This is a genomic window from Streptomyces sp. NPDC048337 (assembly GCF_043201175.1).
Classification (GTDB): domain Bacteria; phylum Actinomycetota; class Actinomycetes; order Streptomycetales; family Streptomycetaceae; genus Streptomyces.
The window spans coordinates 506356-528106 of the sequence record NZ_JBICYR010000001.1 but is presented as its reverse complement, the minus strand read 5'-3'; the positions used below and the strand labels follow the sequence as shown (position 1 = coordinate 528106).

21 protein-coding genes and 1 pseudogene are annotated in these 21751 nt (G+C 69.3%); 14 read left to right on the top strand and 8 right to left on the bottom strand.

Annotated features, from left to right (window positions below):
- The first annotated feature begins 185 nt into the window (after nucleotides 1-185).
- The 5 genes from ACGFYU_RS02650 (at nucleotide 186) to ACGFYU_RS02630 (ending at nucleotide 3625) form a co-directional block, all read left to right on the top strand.
- Nucleotides 186-1073 (top strand): DUF2268 domain-containing protein, encoded by an 888-nt coding sequence (locus ACGFYU_RS02650; RefSeq protein ID WP_393825387.1) that lies wholly within the window; start codon nucleotides 186-188, stop codon nucleotides 1071-1073.
- A 71-nt stretch (nucleotides 1074-1144) separates the two neighbouring features.
- Nucleotides 1145-1720: a TetR/AcrR family transcriptional regulator gene (locus tag ACGFYU_RS02645; protein ID WP_393825386.1), complete on the top strand. Its 576-nt coding sequence runs from the start codon at nucleotides 1145-1147 to the stop codon at nucleotides 1718-1720.
- A gap of 11 nt (nucleotides 1721-1731) precedes the next feature.
- Nucleotides 1732-2121, top strand: coding sequence for a cupin domain-containing protein (locus tag ACGFYU_RS02640; protein ID WP_393825385.1), 390 nt, complete (start codon nucleotides 1732-1734; stop codon nucleotides 2119-2121).
- A gap of 14 nt (nucleotides 2122-2135) precedes the next feature.
- A complete protein-coding gene (locus ACGFYU_RS02635) occupies nucleotides 2136-2720 on the top strand; it encodes a DUF4865 family protein (protein WP_393825384.1) in 585 nt (194 codons plus the stop codon).
- Nucleotides 2714-3625 carry a phosphotriesterase gene (locus ACGFYU_RS02630; RefSeq protein WP_393825383.1) on the top strand — a complete coding sequence of 304 codons (912 nt, stop codon included), beginning with the start codon at nucleotides 2714-2716 and terminating at the stop codon, nucleotides 3623-3625. Before ACGFYU_RS02635 ends, ACGFYU_RS02630 begins: the two co-directional genes overlap by 7 nt.
- Nucleotides 3626-3758: 133 nt before the next feature.
- On the opposite strand, the gene ACGFYU_RS02625 is transcribed toward ACGFYU_RS02630, so the two are convergent.
- Nucleotides 3759-4184, bottom strand: a complete 426-nt coding sequence (locus ACGFYU_RS02625; protein WP_393825382.1) for a VOC family protein — start codon at nucleotides 4182-4184, stop codon at nucleotides 3759-3761.
- Between the two features lie 95 nt (nucleotides 4185-4279).
- On the opposite strand from ACGFYU_RS02625, the gene ACGFYU_RS02620 reads away from it, so the two are divergent.
- From ACGFYU_RS02620 to ACGFYU_RS02610, 3 genes are all read left to right on the top strand, one after another.
- Entirely contained in the window at nucleotides 4280-5158 is an 879-nt protein-coding gene (locus ACGFYU_RS02620) for a sigma-70 family RNA polymerase sigma factor (protein WP_393825381.1), read from the top strand.
- Between the two features lie 435 nt (nucleotides 5159-5593).
- Nucleotides 5594-6985, top strand: coding sequence for an MFS transporter (locus ACGFYU_RS02615; protein WP_393825380.1), 1392 nt, complete (start codon nucleotides 5594-5596; stop codon nucleotides 6983-6985).
- The gene (locus tag ACGFYU_RS02610) at nucleotides 6982-7806 is read left to right on the top strand and encodes an NAD(P)H-binding protein (RefSeq protein WP_393825379.1); all 825 of its coding nucleotides are present in this window, start codon (nucleotides 6982-6984) and stop codon (nucleotides 7804-7806) included. The genes ACGFYU_RS02615 and ACGFYU_RS02610 overlap by 4 nt, the downstream gene beginning before the upstream one ends.
- 280 nt (nucleotides 7807-8086) lie before the next feature.
- Here the strand turns inward: ACGFYU_RS02610 and ACGFYU_RS02605 are convergent, their stop codons facing one another.
- Together ACGFYU_RS02605 and ACGFYU_RS02600 are read right to left on the bottom strand one after the other, a co-directional pair.
- The gene (locus tag ACGFYU_RS02605; protein ID WP_393825378.1) at nucleotides 8087-8623 is read right to left on the bottom strand and encodes a transposase; all 537 of its coding nucleotides are present in this window, start codon (nucleotides 8621-8623) and stop codon (nucleotides 8087-8089) included.
- Nucleotides 8624-8742: 119 nt separating this feature from the next.
- Nucleotides 8743-9210, bottom strand: a complete 468-nt coding sequence (locus tag ACGFYU_RS02600; protein ID WP_393825464.1) for a MarR family winged helix-turn-helix transcriptional regulator — start codon at nucleotides 9208-9210, stop codon at nucleotides 8743-8745.
- 220 nt (nucleotides 9211-9430) lie between these two features.
- Here ACGFYU_RS02600 and ACGFYU_RS02595 point away from each other — a divergent pair, with 220 nt between their 5' ends.
- Nucleotides 9431-10561, top strand: coding sequence for an NADH:flavin oxidoreductase (locus tag ACGFYU_RS02595; RefSeq protein ID WP_393825463.1), 1131 nt, complete (start codon nucleotides 9431-9433; stop codon nucleotides 10559-10561).
- A 430-nt stretch (nucleotides 10562-10991) separates the two neighbouring features.
- Here the strand turns inward: ACGFYU_RS02595 and ACGFYU_RS02590 are convergent, their stop codons facing one another.
- On the bottom strand, nucleotides 10992-11402 hold the full coding sequence (locus tag ACGFYU_RS02590) for a hypothetical protein (protein ID WP_393825377.1): 411 nt from the start codon (nucleotides 11400-11402) through the stop codon (nucleotides 10992-10994).
- A 140-nt stretch (nucleotides 11403-11542) separates the two neighbouring features.
- Between ACGFYU_RS02590 and ACGFYU_RS02585 the strand changes: the two genes are divergently transcribed.
- The gene (locus tag ACGFYU_RS02585; RefSeq protein ID WP_393825376.1) at nucleotides 11543-12349 is read left to right on the top strand and encodes a response regulator transcription factor; all 807 of its coding nucleotides are present in this window, start codon (nucleotides 11543-11545) and stop codon (nucleotides 12347-12349) included.
- Nucleotides 12350-12903: 554 nt separating this feature from the next.
- Here the strand turns inward: ACGFYU_RS02585 and ACGFYU_RS02580 are convergent.
- Together ACGFYU_RS02580 and ACGFYU_RS02575 are read right to left on the bottom strand one after the other, a co-directional pair.
- A complete protein-coding gene (locus tag ACGFYU_RS02580; RefSeq protein WP_393825375.1) occupies nucleotides 12904-13329 on the bottom strand; it encodes a hypothetical protein in 426 nt (141 codons plus the stop codon).
- A gap of 577 nt (nucleotides 13330-13906) precedes the next feature.
- Nucleotides 13907-14488 carry a hypothetical protein gene (locus tag ACGFYU_RS02575; protein WP_393825374.1) on the bottom strand — a complete coding sequence of 194 codons (582 nt, stop codon included), beginning with the start codon at nucleotides 14486-14488 and terminating at the stop codon, nucleotides 13907-13909.
- A gap of 412 nt (nucleotides 14489-14900) precedes the next feature.
- Here ACGFYU_RS02575 and ACGFYU_RS02570 point away from each other — a divergent pair, with 412 nt between their 5' ends.
- Entirely contained in the window at nucleotides 14901-15155 is a 255-nt protein-coding gene (locus ACGFYU_RS02570) for a hypothetical protein (protein ID WP_393825373.1), read from the top strand.
- Between the two features lie 170 nt (nucleotides 15156-15325).
- Here the strand turns inward: ACGFYU_RS02570 and ACGFYU_RS02565 are convergent, their stop codons facing one another.
- Nucleotides 15326-15544: a hypothetical protein gene (locus ACGFYU_RS02565; protein ID WP_393825372.1), complete on the bottom strand. Its 219-nt coding sequence runs from the start codon at nucleotides 15542-15544 to the stop codon at nucleotides 15326-15328.
- 385 nt (nucleotides 15545-15929) lie between these two features.
- Nucleotides 15930-16512, bottom strand: a pseudogene (mobF, locus tag ACGFYU_RS02560) (MobF family relaxase); the annotation flags it as partial.
- Nucleotides 16513-16770: 258 nt separating this feature from the next.
- Here mobF and ACGFYU_RS02555 point away from each other — a divergent pair.
- The 3 genes from ACGFYU_RS02555 (at nucleotide 16771) to ACGFYU_RS02545 (ending at nucleotide 21092) form a co-directional block, all read left to right on the top strand.
- Nucleotides 16771-17727 carry a poly-gamma-glutamate hydrolase family protein gene (locus tag ACGFYU_RS02555; protein ID WP_393825371.1) on the top strand — a complete coding sequence of 319 codons (957 nt, stop codon included), beginning with the start codon at nucleotides 16771-16773 and terminating at the stop codon, nucleotides 17725-17727.
- A gap of 77 nt (nucleotides 17728-17804) precedes the next feature.
- Entirely contained in the window at nucleotides 17805-18920 is a 1116-nt protein-coding gene (locus ACGFYU_RS02550) for a hypothetical protein (RefSeq protein WP_393825370.1), read from the top strand.
- 306 nt (nucleotides 18921-19226) lie between these two features.
- A complete protein-coding gene (locus ACGFYU_RS02545) occupies nucleotides 19227-21092 on the top strand; it encodes a hypothetical protein (RefSeq protein ID WP_393825369.1) in 1866 nt (621 codons plus the stop codon).
- Nucleotides 21093-21751 lie beyond the last annotated feature (659 nt).

Below are 21751 nucleotides of genomic sequence, written 5' to 3'. Positions count from 1 at the left end.
CGGTCCGCGGCACGAAGCGCCAGGTCACCGGCCTCGTGGCCGGGCTCTCACCAGCTCCCGCCGTCCATGCCGGCCGGGTGCCGGAAGCGCTCCGTTCGCATGTGCCGCGTCCACGCCGAACGGATGGTGGCCACCATCCCCGCAGCTTGATCCTCACGTAGGGGGAGGCCCTACCGTCCCGTGTCATGAAGATCATCGTCCATGACACGGCGTCCGCCATGCTCGATCTCCTGCGGCGCCCGCTGGAGGAACGGCCCGACGCCCTGCGCGAGATGCTCAGCCCCCTGCAAAACGCCATGTCCGCGATCGGCGACCTGGACATGGTCCAGATGCACCAAGCCGGCAGCGGCTTCCGGATCGACGTGGAGGATGCGCGCTACCTGACAGCCCTGCGACAGATGCAGGACGCCCAGGTGTGGAGCCGGATGGAGGACTGCCTCGCCGCGGCGTGGAGGCGGCTGAGCGCAGCGGCGCCCGGGATCAAGGCCGCCGAGACCGTGCACGTCGTGCTTGCGCTGGGTGACCCGGACGACGAGTTGCTGACGGTCCGCAACGGGGGCTATTTCGGAATGGGTGGCATACCAGGGGCGATCCAGTTGACGATGTGGCCCACCGGGACCAGCCTCGCCAAGATCGGATACGCCGCCGCGCACGAGCTCCACCACAACGTGCGCTACGCCAACGTGGTCTGGGACCCGGCCACCGTCACGGTCGGCGAGCAGGTAGTGGCCGAGGGACTGGCCGAGGCGTTCGTACGCGAGGTGGCCGGTGAAGACGCGATGGGGCCTTGGGCGACGAGGCTGTCCGGCCGGGAACTGGAGCGGGCACGGGCCAAGGTCACAGCGGCGATCGACGTGGCCGGGATGTGGAACCTGCCCCCGTACGTGTACGGCGACGCCACCGCCCGCCGTATGGGCTGCGAACCCGTCGGGCTGCCCGACGCGGCCGGATACGCGGCCGGCCTGCGCATCGTCGACGCCCACCTCACGGCCTCCGGGCTCACCGCGGCACAGAGCACCGCCCTGCCCGCCCGCGACATCCTCGTGAACGCGGGCGTGCCGACCAGCACGTAACCCCCCAGCACGACGACACGGCCCCACCGCGTCCAGTCGGTATTGCCTGCTCGACTTCTGTACCTACTAGTATGTACATTATTCGCATGAGCACTCAGGACCGACTGATCGAGTCCACCCGCGAACTGCTCTGGGAACGCGGCTATGTGGGCACCAGCCCCAAGGCGAACCTGGAGCGCGCGGGCGTGGGCCAGGGCAGCATGTACCACCACTTCCAGGGCGAACCGGACCTCGCGCTGGCCGCGATCCGCCGCACGGCCGAGGAGTTGCGCGCCTCCGCGCAGAGCGCGCTGGACGGGGCCGGGACGCCGTACGAGCGGATCCGGGCCTATCTGGAGCGCGAACGCGACGTGTTGCGCGGCGGCCCCGTGGGCCGCTTGACGATGGACCCGGACGTGGTCGCGAACGAGGACCTGCGGGCGTCGGTGGACGAGACGATCGCCTGGCTGCGCGAGCAGCTCGCCCGCATCGTCGAAGAGGGTCAGGAACAGGGCCAGTTCGCCCGGTCCCTCGACGCGCGGGAGATCGCCGCGACGGTCCTCACCACGGTGCAGGGGGGCTACGTCCTGGCCCGCGCGTCGGGCTCGGCCACGGCCTTCGACTCCGGGGTACGCGGTCTGCTCTCCCTTCTTCGACCGGCATCCTGAGGAGTTCTGCCATGCACATCACGACAAAGCGACCCGACACCCTGCAGGGCCCGGCGGAGCACTTCACGGGCACCGTGTGGCTGGACGAGATGGCCGCCCCGGAGTCACCGTCCCGGCTGCGGATGTTCAGCGTGCATTTCGCCCCCGGCGCGCACACAGCCTGGCACCGCCATCCGCACGGCCAGGTCCTGCACGTCCTGGAGGGCGAGGGACTGGTCCAGCGCGAGGGCGGTGACGTCGCGGCGATCCGGGCGGGCGACACCGTGTGGATCGAGCCCGGCGAACGGCACTGGCACGGCGCCGCTCCCGGCACCTTCATGACGCATCTCGCCGTCGTGGAGGCAGCTGAAGACGGCTCGACCGTCGAGTGGCACGAACACGTGGGCCACTACCCCGCTTGAGAAGGGAGCTCACGGTGCACGCCATGCAGTACGAGATGACCCTGCCCGCCGACTACGACATGGACATCATCCGCGACCGTGTTTCCCGCCTCGGGCACGCCCTCGACGACTGGGACGGCCTCGGCTTCAAGACGTACCTGATGCGCGAGCGCGGGGTACACGCTTCGCCGGTCAACCAGTACGCGCCGTTCTACCTCTGGAACACCATGGAGGGGATGAACACCTTCCTGTGGGGAGGCGCCTTCCAGGGGCCCGTCAATGACTTCGGGCGGCCCGACGTGCGGCAGTGGACGGGCCTGGCCTACGAGGAGGGCGCCGCGGCCGGCTCTCCCGCCGTCGTCGCGGTGCGCCGGCGGCAGCGGGTCCCCGAGGCCGTGCCGCTGTCCGAGTTCATGGAGGACGCGGTGCGCGAAGCGGGGCGGCTCGCCTCGCGGGAAGGCACCGTACTCGCCGCGGCCGCCGTCGACTCGCACCGCTGGGAGCTGGTTCACTTCTCGCTCTGGGACCACCACGCGCCCAGAGCCTCGGGCGACGTCTTCGAGGTGCTGCACATGTCGGCGCCCGGGAGGCACGTACTGCGGCGCGGTCGGCAGTGGTAGGACGCGTCCGCACGGTCCTCGGAGACGTGCACCCCGATGACCTCGGCGTATGCGACGCCCACGACCACCTCTTCCTCCGCAGCCCGAAGCTCCCGGACCGGGAACTGGACGACGTCCCGGCCGCACGCTCCGAACTGGCCGCATTCCGCGCCGCGGGCGGTGCGAGCGTCATCCAGTGGACGCCGTACGGCATGGGACGGCGGACCGCGGACCTGCCTCCCCTGTCCCGCGCGGCCGGGGTGCACGTGGTGTGCGCGACCGGGCTGCACCAAGCCGCCCACTACGAGCCGGAGTTCCTCGACGCGGTGCGCGGCGGGCTCGCCGACGTCTTCGTCTCCGAACTGACCACAGGCATCGGCGCATCGGGCGTCCGCGCCGGGCTCATCAAGGTCGCGGGCGGCTTCCACGCCCTCGACGCGCACGCACGCTGGACGATGACCGCCGCGGCCGAGGCCCACCACGAGACCGGCGCGCCCATAGCCGTCCACCTGGAGCACGGCACGGGCGCACTCGACGTACTCGACCTGCTGTGTGACGAGCTGGAGGTCCCACCTCACCGGGTGATCCTCGGGCACCTCAACCGCTCCCCCGACGGCGTGGTGCAGCGCCAGGCCGCGGAGGCGGGCTGCTATCTGGCCTTCGACGGGCCCTCACCCGCCCATCACGCCACGGACTGGCGGATGCCCGACGCGGTGAAGGCGCTGGCCGATGCGGGCTTCGGGCATCGGCTGCTGCTCGGCGGGGACACCGTCGTCTCCGGGGCGCGGTCGGTCGACGGCGGCCCCGGGATGCCGTACCTGCTGCGCCGAGTGCGACCCCGGCTGGTGGCCGCCCTGGGTGCGGAGCTGGTGGAGCACGTCCTCACGCGGAACCCCGCGCGTGCCTTCGCCGTCGACTGGCCCTGAGCCGGCCGGTTCGGCTCGACCGGAAGGGCGGGAGGCCGGTGTAGGCGGACGTGTCGGCCACGAAGGCAGTGCGATGGCTGCGGCCTCGGGTCATGTGGCCGGCACGCTTGGGCCACGCCGGGGCTTCGACCGGTCAGCCATCGCCCCGGCCTGCCCGGCCGCGCTCACGCAGCGCGATGCGGTTGCCATCCGGATCCACCGCCTCGATACGGATCCCGAATGGGTACTCCACCGGTTCCGGCGCATCGAACCTCACACCACGCTCGCGGAACACCTTGAAGTCCGCCCACAGGTCGTCCGACTCCAGGAAAACCGGACCGGGCACGGAATCCGACTGCACGTCGGCCTGCTGCCCCGCAGCCGCGGCGTGCGGCCAGAGGATGATCTCGAGCGGACTTCCGGGGACGCCCACGGTGAGGAAGCGGCCGTCCGGGCCCGGATAGTCGATGCGCTTCTCCAGGCCGAGCTGCTCCGTGTAGAACCTCAACGCGCGGTCCTGATCGGTCACCTTCAGCGTCACGAACATGACATTGGTCAGCATCGTGTCGTCCTTCCGCATGTCTGTCTCTGCCTTCCGGCAGAGGAAACCTGTTACCCGAGCCCCTCGGGGCCCGTCATCACCCATGACGGAGCGGATCCGAGGAAGGTAACAACATGTCCGACAGCAGCGCCCCGGCCCTGATGGCCGAGGTCTTCGAGTCCCAGCGCGACCGGCTGCGCGCGGTCGCCTACCGGATGCTCGGCTCGCACGCCGACGCCGAGGACGTCGTGCAGGAGGCGTGGCTGCGGCTCTCCCGCCAGGACGCCACGGCGGTCGACAACCTCGCCGGCTGGCTGACCACGGTGGTCGGACGGATCAGCCTCGACGTGCTGCGATCGCGCCAGACACGTCCCACGGCGGCCTACCACGATCGTCTGCCCGAGTTGGTGGTGAGGCTCGACGACAGCCCCGTGCCGGAGGAGGACGCGGTGCTCGCCGACTCGGTCGGGCTCGCACTCCTCGTCGTCCTCGAATCGCTCCGGCCGAGCGAGAGGCTGGCCTTCGTCCTGCACGACCTGTTCGCCGTGCCGTTCGACGAGATCGGCACGATCCTCGGCAAGTCCCCCGCAGCCGCCAAGATGCTGGCCAGCCGCGCCCGCAGAAAGGTACGGGCGACCGAACGGCCGACTGGGCTTGGACCAGGGCAACGGGAGGTGGCCCAGGCCTTCCTGGCCGCGGCCCGCGACGGCGACTTCGAGGCACTGCTTCGGCTGCTCGACCCGGACGTGAGACTGACCGTCGACACCCCAGCCGGGGAGATCGTCGTCCTCGGCGCCACCAAAGTCGCCGCCGGCGCGCGGGTGGCCGCCAGTGCGGCCACGCTGGGACGGGCGGTACTCGTCAACGGCTCCCCCGGCGTCATCTCCTGGCACGCGGACGGCTCCCCGCTCTCACTCCTCGCGTTCACCGTCACCAACGGCCGGATCACCCACATCACGGCCGTCACCGACCCGGCCAAGCTCGCACTCGTGGCCCTGCCGGCTCCGGCGTGAGCGAGGGGGATGGTCAGGTAAGGGCATCGAGCACGCGCAGCTCGATGCCCGCCGAGGCGCAGCTTCCACGGCAGGGAGCGACTGGACGCCGTTGGAACGGGCGGAGACGGCGACCAGGGTGATGTCGTTGGCGTACCGGCGGCGCCTCTCGGTCGTCCAGGCGTAGCCATCAGCCGGCAGGGAGCGTCGTTCGAAGTGTGCCGTGGCGGGACGCCTTCGCACCGCTCGCGGTGTCGACGTGGATGCTGCCGCGCTCGACGCTGGCCTGAAGCAGGGCGTCGATCTCAACAGCCCAAGGAGTTTGCTATGTTGGCCCACATGTTCCTCTTCCGTGCATAGGAGTCAGCGCTGATCGCGCCCACAGGCCGCGGTCCCCGCTGTCCATGCACGTTCGAGCGCCCTGTCAGTGGCGCCGTCTCTCCCAGGAACATGATCATGTATTCGACTACCCTGATGCCGTCGTATGCAGCTGTCCTGCGGACTCCGCACGCGTGTCGCACATTTGGCGCGGCGCTGTTGGGCCGACTGTCCTACGGCATGCTGTCTCTGTCCGGGGTGCTGGCAGTCAAGAAGGCGACCGACTCCTATGCCGCGGCCGGCACAGTGATGGCGATGTTCTGGCTGACCTGTGTCTTTCTCTCGCCGACCCGGGCTGCTCTGATTGACCGGTACGGTGCGCGCCGCGTGCTGCCTCCGATGGCAACCACCTACGCGATGCTGTTGGCCGGGTTGGCCTTCACAACCTCGCGAAGCGGGACTTCAGGGTTCCTGCTGGGGGTCCAAGCGATGGCCGCTGGTGCCACTGCACCGCCCCTTGGTCCGGTGATGCGGACGCTGTGGAGGCAGTTGGTTCCTGACCGTCGGCTACTACAACGTGCCTACAGCCTGGATGCCGTCGCCGAAGAACTCCTCTTGGTCATCGGGCCGCTGTTTGTAGGCCTGCTGATGAGGGTCACCGCGCCATCGGTCGGTCTTGCGATGTGCGCCGTACTCGTACTGACCGGCTCCCTTGCCCTGGCCTCAACGCCTCTGGTGCGCGGCGAGGTGAGTCGTGTCAAGTCCTCCGCCCCAGCCGAAGGGTCCATGTCCGGCCCGAGACCCTCCTCATGGCTCCGGCTGCCATTGCAAGGCGACTCCGGGCTGCGTCAGGCGATCGTCGTCTCCGTCGGTATGGGCATGTGTCTCGGCGCCCTGGACCTGCTCGTGATCGCCTTCACTGACGAGCACCACCGTCCTGGTGCAGCGGCCTGGGCCTTGGCCGCGCTGTCGGCCGGCAGCGCCATCGGCGGCCTGCTCTACGGCGCCGTCCCATGGCGCGTCTCAAACAGGCTGCGGCTTTCGCTCCTTGCCGCAGCGCTGGGCCTGACCCTGGCTGTGACAGGGCTTTCACCGCATCCCTATGTCCTCATTGCATGGGTAGGAGTCGGCGGGCTGTTCATCGCGCCAGCCATATCGACTTCCTATCTTGTCGCCGACCAGTCCGTAAGCCCCGCTGCCCGCACCCAAGCGGGCGCTTGGGTCAACACCGCTTTCAATGCCGGTTCCGCGGGGGCCACGGCCGCCACAGGGTGGCTGGTGGGCCGCCTGCCCCTGTCCTGGTGCTTCGTGCTTGCGGCGGCCCCAGCGGTGCTGTCCGCGGCAGCAGTGCTGAACCGGTCCCAGAGTCCCGCCGCGGCGGCCGCCATGCTTGAGAGCCAACGAGCCATCGGCCTGACGAGCGGGCACGAGGTGGGTGATACGAGTGCCGACCCAAGCCTCACCGGCACTCCATCACCCGGGCCGGCCCAGCGCAACCAGACCCCGGACGACAGGGAGGCAGCGACGTGACGATTCTGGTGACCGGCGCGACGGGAACTCTGGGGCGCCATGTGGTGCAACGGCTTCAGGAAGCCGGGGAGACGGTTCGCGCGCTCACACGCGATCCGGCCGGGGCCACCGGCCTGCCCGGCGGTATCGAAGTGGTCGGCGGCGACCTCACGCAGCCACAGACGCTGACGGCGGCTCTGGCAGACGTGTCCGCCGTACACCTGCTGGGCGCCAGCGGGCCGGACCACCTCCCGCTGCGGACCGGGCCGCAGATCATGGCGATGGCCGCACGGGCGGGCGTACAGCGGCTGACGGTCCTGTCGGCTGGGGAAGACGGAGAGCTCGAACGAGCCGTGCGTGACAGCGGCCTGGAGTGGACGTTCATCTGGCCGGTCGACTACATGGCCAACGCATTGGGGTGGGCCGAAGCCATCCGCAACACGGCGCACGTGCGCGAGCCGTACGCACAGCGCAGGACCGCCTCGGTCGACGAGAGGGACGTCGCCGACGTCGTCGCAACCGTTCTGATGACGGGCGGGCAGGCAGGCAGGCGGCTCGTCGTATCGGGGCCAGAGGCACTCACCCCGGCCGACAAGGTGTCCGCCATCTCGGCGGCGACCGGCCGAGACATCCGTTTCACCGCTCTGACCGACGACCAAGCACGCGCACAGTGGCGGTCGCAAGGATGGCCCGAGGAAGGCATCGAGTTCATGCTGCGCATGTGGGCAACGGTCCCTGAGACAGTGGCCGAGCTGACGTCAACGGTCGAAGAGGTCGTCGGCCGGCCGCCACGGACCTTCGCCCAGTGGGCCGCCGCGCACGCCGACGCCTTCCGCACCTGACACCTCGCACCAGGAATGACGACCGATCAACCTTCGTTCTCCTGTGAGGGAACCATGCATCACCTACGGCTTCTCCTGCCCTCACAAGGGAGCAGCAACTTGGCGCGTCCCTCCAACTGAGCACCGCGCTGCGGGTCCTGCTGTGCGAACACCCGGGCCTGCGCCTCGGCACCCCACCGCGCGCCCTCACCTGGACAGCCGGCCCCACCCTCCGTGCACTCGACGCCCTTCCCCTCAGCTTGACTCTGTCGGGGATCTTGGAGTTGCCCGGTGCGCCGGCTCAGGTTGTGCCAGAGGTGCCACCGGTCTGCAACCTGAATGGCCTGCTGGGCGCCGGCGGAGCGCCTTCGGCGAAGAACGGCGCCTGGTCGCGGCAGATGACCTCTACGCCGGGCCGGTCGGCGAGCCAGGCCGCCAGGCTGGACGCCTCCCGGTCCGGCGACAGATCGATGGGGCGTCGGGTCTCGATGTCGGTGAGGACGGTGCCGTAGTGGCGGCCCTTGCGGGTGGCGTACGCGTCGACGCCGACCACCCGCGGCGCGGGGATCTCTGGTTCGGGAAGATCGTCCACCAGCCGGAGCACGGTGCTGCGGCTGACGGACACCCCGAGAATGCGGACGATGCGGGCCCCAGCCCGGCCCGCGAGGGCCAAGCCGACTGCGGCCAGGGTGGAGCGCAGCCGCTCGGTCCGCTGACCGTGCCGGCGTGTCAGGCCGGCTATCTGCTCGACGAAGGTGCGGCGTGCGCAGTCCGAGTTCTCGCGGGCGAACCGACGGACCCTCAGCTGGAGAGCAACGCTTCCGCCACCGCTGGGCACATCAGCGGGAAACCGTAGGAACCATGCACCCGGTTCGACCAGGCTCCGCTCCCCACGGCCACCGCCCGACTGGTGATCAACCCAACTTCACCGGGTCGGCCCACGTGATGTGGCGATGGTCAGGCCCGGTCGCGGTGGCTGGGCTGGTGGCATGCGGCGTGGGTGTCGTCTTCCTCCGTGCGCGGCCAGTACCGTCCTTCGAGGGCCTCGGCGCTGCGGTTGAGCCGGACCAGGGCGTCCTCCAGCTCTCGTACTTCCTCAGGGGACCAGTCGGCGACCACCCGGGCCAGGCAGGACCGGTTGACCTCACGGTCTTCGGCGAGCCGGCGCCCGCCTTCAACGGTGATGCGCAGCTTGCGGGCCATGCCGCCGTCCGGGTCTGCGACGCGCTCGGCCAGTCCGCAGCGCAGCAGTGCGGCCGTCTGGCGGTTCACGGTGGAGGTGTCGAGCCCGAAGGCTTCTGCCAACTGTCCGATGGACATGGGGCCTTGTGTGTCGATCCGGCTGAGCAGCAGGTACGCCGACCGCTCCAGGCGTTCGGGGTCGCGCTCGCGCCGGGCAAGCACCTGGTGCCGCGAGAGCAGCATCAGCTCCCGCTCCAGTTTCTCCAGCACTTCGCCTCCCGCTCCTTCCGGCGCTCCATTATCGCGGACCTGTGAACCCGGCGGACCGGCGGCCCCTGCACGGCTCGGCCTGCGGGCGGCGCCGCACGACGACCCCGACCGCACTATGCATGATACATATCATGTGTACTATGCACTTCTCGTTGTCACCCCGACGAGCCACCGCCTCAACCCGGAGGACCGCATGACCGTCACCCCGTCCACCGCCTCCCGCGCGGCCGAGATCCTGTCCCGGCCCGTCACGCTGAACGGCCTGACCGTCCCCAACCGCATCGCGATGGCTCCGATGACGCGGATGTTCTCCCCCGGCGGCGTGCCCGGCGAGGACGTGCGGGCGTACTACGCCAGCCGAGCCGCCGCGGGTGTGGGCTTGATCGTCACCGAGGGCACCTACGTCGGTCACGAGTCCGCCGGGCAGAGCGACCGTGTACCGCGGTTCCACGGCGAGGACCAGCTGGCGGGGTGGGCGAAGGTCGCCGCGGCCGTGCACGAGGCGGGCGGCACGATCGTGCCCCAGCTGTGGCACGTCGGCATGGTGCGCAAGCACGGCGAGGCACCGTACGCCGACGCGCCCGCCGTCGGCCCCTCCGGCATCCGCGTCGACGGCACCGAGGGGACCGGCAGGGCGATGACCCGCGCCGACCTCGACGACGTCATCGGCGCGTTCGCCGACGCCGCCGTGGAGGCCGAACGGATCGGCTTCGACGGGGTCGAACTGCACGGCGCTCACGGCTACCTCCTCGACCAGTTCCTGTGGGAGCGGACCAACCGCCGCACCGACACCTACGGCGGCAACGCGGTGGCCCGTACGAAGTTCGCCGCGGAGATCGTGGCCGCGGTCCGCGAGCGCGTCCCGGCCGACTTCCCGGTGATCTTCCGCTACTCGCAGTGGAAGCAGGAGGCCTACGACGCCCGGCTCGCGCAGACCCCGCAGGAGCTGGAGGCGATCCTGGCCCCGCTCGCGGCGGCGGGCGTCGACGCGTTCCACGCCTCCACCCGGCGCTACTGGCTCCCGGAGTTCGAGGGCTCGGACCTGAACCTGGCGGGCTGGACCAAGAAGCTCACCGGCCGGCCGACCATCACCGTCGGTTCGGTCGGCCTCGACGGCGACTTCCTCCGCGCCTTCGCCGGCGAGGGTGCGGCGCTCGGCGACATCGACAACCTCCTGGACCGCATGGAACGCGACGAGTTCGACATGGTCGCCGTCGGCCGCGCGCTGCTCCAGGACCCGCAGTGGGCGGCGAAGGTCCTCGGCAACCGCTTCGACGAGCTGAAGCCGTACGACGCGGCGGCGCTCAAGTCGCTCAGTCGGTAGCCGGAACCGTCCGGACGACCGTTTCAAGGGCACCCCGTGACATCGGTCCGCCGCCGAGGTCACGGGGCGTTCGCGCTCCGGTCAAGAATTGCCCCGCGTCGCCGGTGCCACCCATCGCCAACCGGTGGTGCTCCGTGAGCCCTTTCCAACCTCACGGTGGGAAAGGGCTCTATATCTGTGAAACATGCCCGCACTCCTAGTCGATACTTGGATTCTTGCCATGCGAGGGGAATAGCTGGCTGCGCCTCCAGGCAAGGGGGGTGCGTAATGTGGTTCGCGGCACGCCGAACGGGGGCGGCAGCGGCGCCGAGGCTAGCGTCCGCGCCCTATGCCGAAGGCCTGTAGGTGGTTGACGGCATCAGGCTGGCCTCGCAGTCTTCTGCGCGGCCAGCCTGACGCCCGGCGTGTTGTGCGGTCTTGGGTGGCCGCTTCAGCCGAGGAACTTCCAGACGCCTGGGTTGCCGCTCGCCTTGCACAGGTAGAGATCGGCCTGGAAGTCCAGGTAAAGCATCCCCGCCTCGTGGTCGCCGCTGGTAGGCGGCCCCGGATCTGCACCACTGGGGCTCAGCTGGAGGGGGGCGGTCTCGCCGAAGGCGCGGACGCCAATGCCCCGGCCCCCGAAAGCGTCGACGGCGGCCTTGTCATTGGTGCCGGACACCGCCCGGATGGCGTCGTCACGTTCGCTGATCACAAGCAGCCCCACGCTGTCCTGGCTCTCCGCCGTGATGGCGTTGGTGACGTCGGCCGCCACATGCAGTTCACCCCCGACGTCCAGTGCGTACGGGCTCTTCATGATCTGCGCGCCCTGGTTGTTCCGGGCTTGGATTCCATCTCTCGACATTACTGAACGTCCTTTCCGTCCCGGGGTCTGGATCGATTCGTTGCTTCGACCGTAGGCCCGTCCCCGCTGCTCCCGACAGGTGGGGAAATTGCGTATACCCACCGCTCGCGGGCTGGGTTCCATGGCCGGAAAATAGAAGCGTGGCTCGTTTCTCACTGAGCGACTACCGTCAGCTCTGGGCGGTAGCCTCGCGCGCGATCACCTGCGAGCAGTCGGAGTTTCCTGGAACCCTGGCGGACGCCGACCTTGCCGGGCTGTTTCAGGCCGACGCGGTCGACAGCTGCCTGATCGATCTGCGTACCGGGCAGAGCCGGCAGGTGGGCGGCCATCCGGCTGAGCTGGTGGCTCTCTGTGTGGAGGTGCCCTCGGAGTTCCACGCGTTCCTCTCCGGCCATCCTGCCGTGCGGTATTACCAACGGGGAGGGGATGAACCAGCGGTGAACTCGAGCGAACTCACCTCACGCCGGGAATGGCGAGGGTCGCCCTCCTTCGCATACCTTCGCGAGCACGGAGGGATGGGCGAACAGCTGGTCATCCGGGTGACGGGAAGCCCGGGCCTGGTCTGCGGGATCGCCGTCATGCGTGCAGTGACCCCCTTCACCGATCTCGACCTGGGCATGGCGAAGGAACTGGGTACGGTGCTCAGCGGCCTGCACCTCCTGCGTCGTCCGCCGCACCTGTCGGCGGAGAGCGGGGCAGGGACGCGCCTCACGCCGCGGGAGACTCAGGTCCTCATCCTGTGGCAGGACGGGCTCACAGGGGGCGCCATCGCACGCAGGCTCGGTATCACCGCACGGACGGTCGACAAGCACGCGGAGAACCTCCGCCGCAAGCTCGGGACCCCCGACCGCACGAGCGCGGTCGTCCGAGCCCAGTCCCTCGGCTTGCTGACGGTGCCCCATGGATTGCGTCCTGAGGGCCTATCCGAACAGGACGGGCGGGACTGACATCGGGTGTTCTGAGTCGCGCGAACAGCCACCGTCAGTACAGACCCGACCTACCAGCGCGCGCGGGCGGGCGGCGAGGGTCGTGCTCGGGATCGGCAGCGAGAAGGCAGAGGTCGTCTCGGACCGGCTCCGCACCCGCGGGGCGGCCTGGTAGCGCCGGAGCTCAACCTCCGCAACCACCACAGGAACCGTACGGCTCCTGCTCCCGCGCCCACCACGAGTCGCACCGGCATTGGCCGAACGGCGACCTGCATTTGTCGCACGGCGGTTGGGCGGGCTCGTCCGGTTCATCGGCGGGGCGGGGTGGGGCGGGCATGCTTGCCCGGCTTCGACGGCAGCCGCAGGCAAGGCTGCCCTTGCATTTGCCACCGGGGATAGCCGAGTGGTGCCCGCGCTGGTGTCCGCAGTGGTCGCAACAGTGGTCCGGTAACTGGCCTGTCGTCATGGCCGCAGGCTATGCGAAGAGGGCTGGCTGGACGAGGCCGGGCCTGGGTTCCGCGAATAGCACGGTCTGCTCGGCACCGTGGGCAAGGGGCGCGTCCTTCAGCGAGCGGCTACAGCTCAGGAAGGGCCATCAGCCGTTTCACTCGCGGGCGCAATCCCTCCACCCTCGCCGGAGTCGTCTGCCACCCCAACTGCACCGCGATCTGCTTCGCCCGGATCCCGCCGACGGCTTCCGGTGCGGCGAGCACCGCCAGGATCTGCTGGTATTCCGGCGCGAGTACTTCCACACCCACGCCCTCGGCCCGCTGCGGCACGACCGAGCCCGCCACCGCGGCCCGCACCGTCCCCGCCGCCCCGGCCGACGACTCCTCGGCCGGCACTTCGGCGACCGTCACCCGCGCCAGCTCCAACCGCCACAGAGCACGTTCCGCCACGCCGAGCGCGGCTTGCACCCGCTCGGCCTCCTCCCGCAACCACGCCACCTCTTCCCGGACACTCTTCTCCCGGGCTTCCAGCAGTCCCAACACCGACGGCACCCAGGCATCTCCACCAGACAGACCACACGATGCGCCGTCTCTGCCACCGAGCAGCCAGAACCATGCCTGACCAGCAGAAGCTCAGCGACTACGTTCGGAAAGCGGAAGCCTTCTGAGAGACAGCGAGGGTTTGTGCGTTGGTGCTGGTCAGTGTCTGGTTTCGGGGCAGGGCTCACTGTCATGGATGTGAGAGATCGGAGTGATTCCACTGTCACGGGGCGGTCTTCGTGCAGGTGCCGCACTGACACGAAACCGAGAGATCGCAGTTTGCAGGCATGGCAAGTGGGCGCGTAGTGGCATCGAAGCGCGCTCGGGGCGCTCGCTATTGGGCGGTGGCACGGATGAGACCGACGTGTGCGCCGTGCGCTCTCCGCGCTCTCTTCGTGAACGCGCTGCTCGTTTGGTGGTTCGAGCCGGGTGGGCATCCCTGGGGAAGGGGACCTGCTGGCTACGGCAGGGCAGAAGGCAGGGGCTTGTTGACGGATGCGCTGCACCCAGTGCCACCGGGCGGCCGCCGTACCGGAGCCAAACCGAGAGATCGCACGACGGTAAACGGCGTGGGCTCTGCTGTGAGTCGTCAGCGCATGTGGACGGTGATCTCGGGGAGCGGTATGTCGGACAGGTTGAGCTGGAGGCCGGTCATAGTCAGGTAGGTCTGCGAGTCGCTCAGGGTGTTGGACGGTGCCTGGGTCTTCCCGCGCGTGCTCACCAGCAGGTACCAGCCGCCGCGCTTGTAGCTGCGGGAGGCGTCGGCGCTGTCGCCGTTCGGGTTCAGCACCCAGCCCTGGCGCTCCAAGTCCGCACAGATCGCCTTCATTTCGGACTGTGCGGCGGCCTTCTCCCGCACGGCCATCCAGCCCGTCCTGTTCAGGTTGGATCCGGCCGGGACCGTCGGCTTGCCCTGCTCCGGGTCGAGGCCCGCCGCGCGGACCGCCGTCCGGATCACGGCGTCCACCTCGTCCCGGGTGAGGGGCGGCGACGTGGGTTCAGGCTCCGGCGCGGGCACCGACGCGGATCCGGACGGCTTGGACAAGGGCGCGCCCAGGTGCACGCGCCCGTCGTCATCGATCTGTACCTGGTCCGGCAGGACCACGGCGGCCAGACTCACGATCAAAGACGCGGCCAGTCCGATCCACACCCTCTTCAAGAACGCGTTCAACGTGAAACTCCCCCCGAATGATCATTCGAGGGAAGTCTCACACATCCCGTTCGGTGCCCGGCAGCCGAACCCCCGGGAGCGGAGCCCGCCACTTCGCGTTCTCGGCCCTCAGCTTCTTGAACTCGTCCGGGGTGATCGGTCGATGCCCTCGCCGGAGTTGACGGAGAGCTTTGTACCGTTGACCGCCACGTCGGGGGTGCCCCTGCTGTTCTGGTCGTAAAAGGCCTGGCCGACCTCTTCGACCCATGGCGTGTACGTGAGCTCCTTGACCGCCTGGTTGAAGGCGGGCGTACATCGAAGCCGCCCGCGCATTCGCCGACGCCCCACCGCGGATGCCCCAGCTGCTCGTCGACATCCTCAAGCGGATCGTCGTCCCCATCACCGCCCTGCCCGGCCCGGAGGCTGGCGAGCCGTGCGCAGAGACCTTCGCCCTGGAGGCCCTCGGGCGGGTCCTGGTGACCTCCCTGCGGTACTGGGCGCGGCCGGTCCGGACTCGGCGGAGGGTATCGCCCGTGCCGTCATCGACTTCGCCGCGCAGTTCCTCACCGAGGACCACGAGGACGTCGCCGATGCCCTGCGCCAGCTGGAGGCGGCTGGCGTGGGGCAGGCCCTCGATGCCCACCCCACACCGGCCGGTGCACACCCGCTGCACCCTTCCATCGTGTAGTGCGCACCGCTCGCATCGGGTGGGCACCACCGCCGGACGGTGTACCTCACCGGGCATCACGGTGCAGTGAGCCTCCGCCAACTTGAAGTTGGAGGTCAAAGGGCTGGTGTGACCGGACCTCCGGGCGCTCGCGCTGGTCGTGGGCGGGAGTCTGCGGAGAAGACCGTCCGTCAGCGGTTGACTTCGAGGTTCGTCAGGACGAGCAGAGCGCGGAGGAGTTGGGTGGCGCGGGCGGGATCGGTGCGGAGCTTGGTGAGGGTCCGCCAGTTCTTGAGGTAGGCGAAATTTTGTTCGACCGGTGCACGTCCCACGGCGAGGACCCGGTTGGCGTCCTTCTCGCCTGGGATGAGCTTGTGGGTGCGGCTGGCGGTGCAGCCGGTGACGATCACGGGGTCGAATGGACGATGCCCGATATCGTCACCACAGCCAAGCGTTCGAGTGCCGCATCCGGGACAGAGCGCGCGCGTCGCAGCGCGCGGCGGCGCGGCCGATGTGGTTCTGCCGGGGCCGGGGCCGACGCGACTGCCCGCCGTAGAACCGGCGTATCCCGGCCGCCCTGAGCCGCTTGCGCTGCTTGGCCAGCTCCGCCTTCCTCGCCCGGATGGACTTCGGCTTCCGGGGGCCGCTGCCAGGCCGGCGGCGGCCCGTACGCCTCGGCGCGCTCCTGGGCAGCTTCCCTCAACCGGGCGGCGACGGCTTCCCTCCTCGGGTCCGCGCGCGGCGTGGCGGTCATGCGCCTCCTCCGGTGGGTGTGGTCCTGCCCGGCGCGGGCTGGATGCGCCGCTGGTCGATCCCGGCGGTCTCCATGACCGGCCTGCGGCCGGGCGTCACCTCTCGCGGCTCCCACGCCCACCCGAGCCGCCCCGACACCTCCTCCATGAAGAGCAGGGTGTAGAGGGTGTCAGCCGCGACGATGTTCGCCAGAAGGGAGTCCGCCCACAGGTTCCCCCACGTCCCGTCCGGCCGCCGTGCACGGATGGCCACCACCGCGTGATCGTGAAGCAGCGGCCTCGCATCTACGGCGTGAGACTCATAGTGCCGGAACACCGCGACGATCAACCCGTTCCGGATCGGCTTGCGGTGCTTGCCGCCGCTCCCCCAGCGGAACCGTACGACCGCCTCCTCGAGCCACGCGAGCGTCTTGTCCCGGGCGTTGTCCTGGCGTAACTCCAGCACCAGTCGTGTCTCATCGCTCATGAGCGCCCACGCGATGTGTGCCGTCGGCGGGGGCCCCGGAACGCCAGGTCGAAGGCCGGCAAGGGCGTACGCTCCTTGGCCTTGCGGTCTTGGGCGAGCGGTCGCGCTCGATGGGCCAGCCCAGCACGGTCGCCCGCCGCGCCTGCGCCGGGGTCTTGCCAGTGGAGGGTCACGCGGTTCGACTCAGCGCCACCTGAGCCTCGTCGTACCAGGTCAGCAGGTCAGCCACGCTTGTTCGGGGCTTCACCTCGTTGCGTGAGATTCCCGCAGTAGCACGCAGATCCTGCGAGCCACACCTCCCATCTGCGTGTTTGTGGAGGAATCCGATACCCGGTGCCTGCGGGTGGTGACCACAAGGCCTTCGGACCGCCAGCCCCGCTCGTTTTCCCATGGCTGCTTCATCGGTGATGATCACTGCATGACATTCACCAGTCGGCGTAGTGTGCTGACTTCAGCGGCGGCCACCATCGCCAGCCTGCCCCTCCTCAATGACCTGGCCGGAAACGGCAGTACCGCCGCAGCGGACGAGGGCACCACCGCCTCTCCCGTCATAGAGCGTTTCGCCTCAAACACCGACCTCTACACCAGCAGTGACTTCCAGGAGGGGACTGCCTGGATGCGTCGCTTCCGGTGCAGTCCCCGGCCCGACTTCGGTGACAATCTGAGGCCGTCCAGCATTGCCGTCCGCAGCACGGCGATCCTCGCCCCGCACGGTGGTGGCATCGAAGCGGGCACGAGTGAACTGTGCCTGGCCATCGCCGGCTACTCTCACAGGGAGGGCCCGGGCTCCGCCATGCCCGCTGCCGTGGCCGGCCTCGTACAGCGGGACTACTGGATGTTCGAGTCGCTCATCAACGATGACGCGCTCCACGTCACCTCCACCCACTGTGACGACCCGGCGGCCTTGGCCGTTTGCGCCAACAACCTGTACGCCGTCTCCCTCCACGGGTTCAGCCCCAAGGAGGGACCGAAGAACCAGATCCTCATCGGCGGCCGTGACCGACGGCTGATGGCCAACCTGGCCTGGGCCTTCGACAAGTACGGGCTCAAGCTCCGCACCGACAACGGCGATCTGTCCGTCCAAGTGACCATGGCGGCGGGCGACTCCAAGCTCAACGGCGATGACGACCGAAACTTCGTGAACCGCACCCGCACCGGAGCCGGCGCCCAGCTGGAGATATCCACCGAACTCCGACGGGCGATGTTCGGCACGTTCGACGGCGGGGAGAACCGGCGGGCCACCGCGGGTACCGGCAATGGGGTCACAACCAAGAATGAGGCCCACTTCTGGAACGGCTTTACGAACGCCGTCCGCGAGGCCATTGACGTGCACGAGCTCGGGCTGGCGAAGCCCGCGCCCCCCACCGGCGCCTGACGGCCCCATCCATGAGGAACGACATGACATCCCCGTCTCATCTCTCGCGCCGTCGGCTCATGACCGCAGGTGCGGGTGTGGCCGTTGCCGCAGCCAGCCACCTGGCCGTCCCTGGCTCTGCCACGGCAGACAGCACCACCACCAATCCGGCCAATGCCCCGACCGGGGCGCGGGCGTTCGCCATGGGCGGCGCCTCCAAGGGCTGGCCCGGCCTCGGCGACGTCGTCAACCAGGACGCCAGCACCACACTGCAGAGCATTGCGTTCGACTCGGTCAACGGCCACCTGTACACGCTCCAGGTGGCGGGCGCGAGCAGCATCACCTACCAGCGCGGTGGCAACGAAGTCGCGCGCACCCCTCAGATCAGCGGCCCGCAGCACGACGCCGCCGGCGACCTGTGCCTGACCCAGCACGACATCGCCAACGGCGAGGTACTCGGCTCCATGTACCTGCTCGGCTTCGGGCACGGCGTGTCACTCGGCATCGAGCCGGCGAACGCGGACACGCCCGCCTACGTCTGGACCGAGGCAAGCGCCGACACCCAGGGCTACGGGCGAGAAATCGCCCGGTTCCCGTTCGCCGCCGGCACCGTGCTGTGGACCAGCCACCCCCTGGTCCAGCGGCTCGCGCCCCCGGAGACCGGTGCCGTGCAGATCTCCCCGTGTGTTGACACCGCTTTCGGCAACCTCGTCCTGCGCTATCTGGCCGGCGGCTCCTTCTGGTTCGCCGCCTACAAGCTGGCCACTGCACGGGAGGCCGCCATCCACGGGAAGGACTTGCCCGCAACACCTCTGGCCAAGATCCGGCAGCCGCTTGTCTACCAGGCAGACGCCGACGGCAAGGACACCAGTAAGCCTGCAACGTTCCAGGGTTTCACGTCCTACGGACAGTACGTCTACATGCTCGACGGCTCACGCCGCACCGGCAGTGCCTCGGCACCACTCGCCGGCGAAGACCTTTACGCCATCCACACCACGTCGATCGACCTGAACGGCACCGAAAACGACCCCACGACGGGCTACGTGCAACGCACCTACTCCGCTGCCGACGGCAACGCCGACCCACGCGAGCCGGAGGGAATGGCCGTCTACACCGGTCCCGCGGGGCTCCGTCTGTGCTTCGGCATCACGGACAACGCTGCAGACGGCACGCGCCGGTTCGACCTCTATTACAAAGACGCACTGACCCACTGACAGCGCAGCGGTGGTTCCCGACCCGCCTCCGCGTTCCCGGCAGCCGCCGGGAACGCGGTGCATGAAGTTGTCCGGCGGCGGTGCCACCAGGTGGCGTTCACCGAGGGAACCACCTGCCGGCTCCCGGAATCCGCAGGCCCCCAACCACGTGCGACGCCTGTCCGCAATCATCATCAACTACGCGAAGAAGACCGTTGATGCGAGACGACGCCTTGGCGTGCCCTGTGAGTGCCCCGAGCGGAGGTGACGATGCGACGGCTTGCAGGCTTAAGGTGACGTGCCTGTCACCATAAGGAGTTCCCACTCGTGTCATCTCTCAGCCGCCGTTCTGCCCTGGCCGCCATGGCCTCGGCCACCGTCGCCGCTCCGCTGTTCTCCTCCACCGGCTCCGCGCGGGCGGCGACCGCCACGCAGCCGGCGGCGGCCCGGGGAGTCGCGCAGACCGTACAAGAAGCAGCGGCCTCCGACGCCCGCATACCCGGCATGGCCTCCCTGACCGAGCAGGTCTGGTATCCGCAGTTCAAGGAAGCCGTCCTCACCACCAAGGTCCTCCCCGGTGAACCGGCACGACTCCAGGTCTCGGACCCGCACGGGGTGCTCGCCACGCTGACGACCGGGGCGCGGACCGTCACGGTACGCGGACCGCAGCGGCACTTCACCGAGCAGAAGCGGCCGTTCACTGACCTGTTCGACCGCAAGGTGAACAACACGGGCGGAGAGCAGCCCGCATCCGGGGACCCCAAGGGGTGGGGCCCGTCCCTCGGCGGCGGCAACTGGGACATCGACGGGTACGCGGCGCTCCATTCCGACTACCGGGTGGACGGCCAGTCCGGCCGCATCTCGCTGGCGCGCGACAATCGCACCCGCTACGCCTACCTCGTGGACAACGACGTCACGGACGTCGACGTCACAGCCGTCGTCGGCTTCAGCGGGCTGCCAAGTGGCGCACCTTTGTCGATCGGCCTGACGTGCGGGTTCGCGGACATGAACAACCACTACCGTGCCAGGATCATCGTCTCGCCCGCGCCGAAGGTCGAAGTACGGCTGATCCTGGAAAAAGAGGACAACGGTGTCGTGACCGTACTGGGCGGCACCCCGCAGTCCGACTCCGTCCTGCTCGCCACCAGCTTCACCGCCGCCGACCGTTGGCGGATCCGCCTGGAGCGGGACGGACAGAAGCTGCGTGCCTCCGCCTGGCGTGACGGTGCCGCCCCATCCACGGCGAAGTCGGTCGGCGAGGCGACGGACGCTCGCTTCACCAAGGGTCACATCGGGGTGCGGGCACTCGCCTCCGTCGGGTCCGTCAACTTGCCCGTGGACGCGATCGTCGACGAGTTCAAGGTGACGTCATGCAGTTGGGCCAAGCCCCCTGCGGTCACCCACTCGACCTGGGTCCGGATCCTGCCAGCGCCCTTCAGCGGGACCTGGACCCCGGAGCTGGACGCGCAGATCCGGGCTTGGGCGTCAGACATCTCGCCCGACGCGCTCTCCTACGCCTCCATGTTCCTGGTGTCCGCCCCCAAGATCACCTCAACAGTCCTCGGCGGCGCACGCGTGCTGGGCACGGCCACCTACGGGCCGAGAGACGCCAGCGCCCCCGATTCCGGCAGGCTGGACATCGGGGCCGACTTCCACCACTACATGGACCGGGAATGGGTCTTCCCCAACGGGGAGCCCGGCGACAAGCCCGGCCAGGGCAGCCGCTTGGTCGGCAGCCTCGACTGTTCGGGCCTCGTGCGCATGGTATTCGGTTACCACTTGGGCATGCCCATGGTGGTGAAGAAAGACTTCACCGGGGAGAACCTGCCTCGGACCAGCCACAACATGGCCTTGCAGGGACCAGGTGTCATCGTGGCCCAGTCCACCCCTCCGGGCCCGGGCCAGGACAGCACAGCGGACGATGCGACGCCGCCGCCGATCACCGGCCTCCAGATCGGCGACACTCTCTACTTCAACGCCGAGCCTGAGAAGGCTGATGCCCCCGCCGATAAGCCTCGGGGCATCGACCATGTCGGCATCTACGTCGGCCCGGACCACAACGGACACCACCGCTTCATCTCCAGCCGCAAGACCCCCGACGGCCCCACCATGGGCGACCTCGCGGCCCAGTCCCTCATCGGCCTGTCCAGCGGCTATTACACCAACGCCCTGCGCATCATCCGCCGCTTCTGACCGCAGCCCGGAATCCGGCGCCGGTGGCGCGCCCTGCGGGACACCCCTGCTCATGGCCGTACCGTCGCAAGACCCGTGAGGAGGCGACCGATGCGGACGGCCGAAGCGCTCGCTGCTTCGGCCTCTTCGTCTCTCCGCGCGACACAAAGCGGCCGGCGCAGCGGGAACGGCGCGGCTCCCTTCGGGCTCATTCGGCCGGGCGGTGCCCGCGCTGCTGCCGTCCGCCGGATACGTGCCGTCGGCGTCGGGCTCCTGGTGCTGGGTGCCGGCACGGCGGCACCGTGCGCGACCAGCTCGGACCGGGCCGGGACGCGCGCGGGTACTCCCGAATCGCGCCCCTGCGGGGTCGACGCCCCGTCCGGCCGTCACCGGTCGGCGTCGGCTCCGCGTGAGCGGGACGAGATGCTGGATGTCCCGGACTCGGACTCCGCGGTCGTGGCCTGCGAGGCGGCGGGCGCTGAGGTGATCGCCGCTCCTGCGGCCACGCCGAACGGACGTCGGACGTCTTGCGGCACCCGGACGGAGGGGTTTTCGAGTACGTCAGCCGGTGACCTGGCGGACGCCGCGTTGGCAGCGGTTCGCCAGTTCCTGTTGAAAACATCCATCACCGCGAGGCTGGATCCGTTGCGGCTCAGGCCTCGCGGTGATGGGTGAGGGAC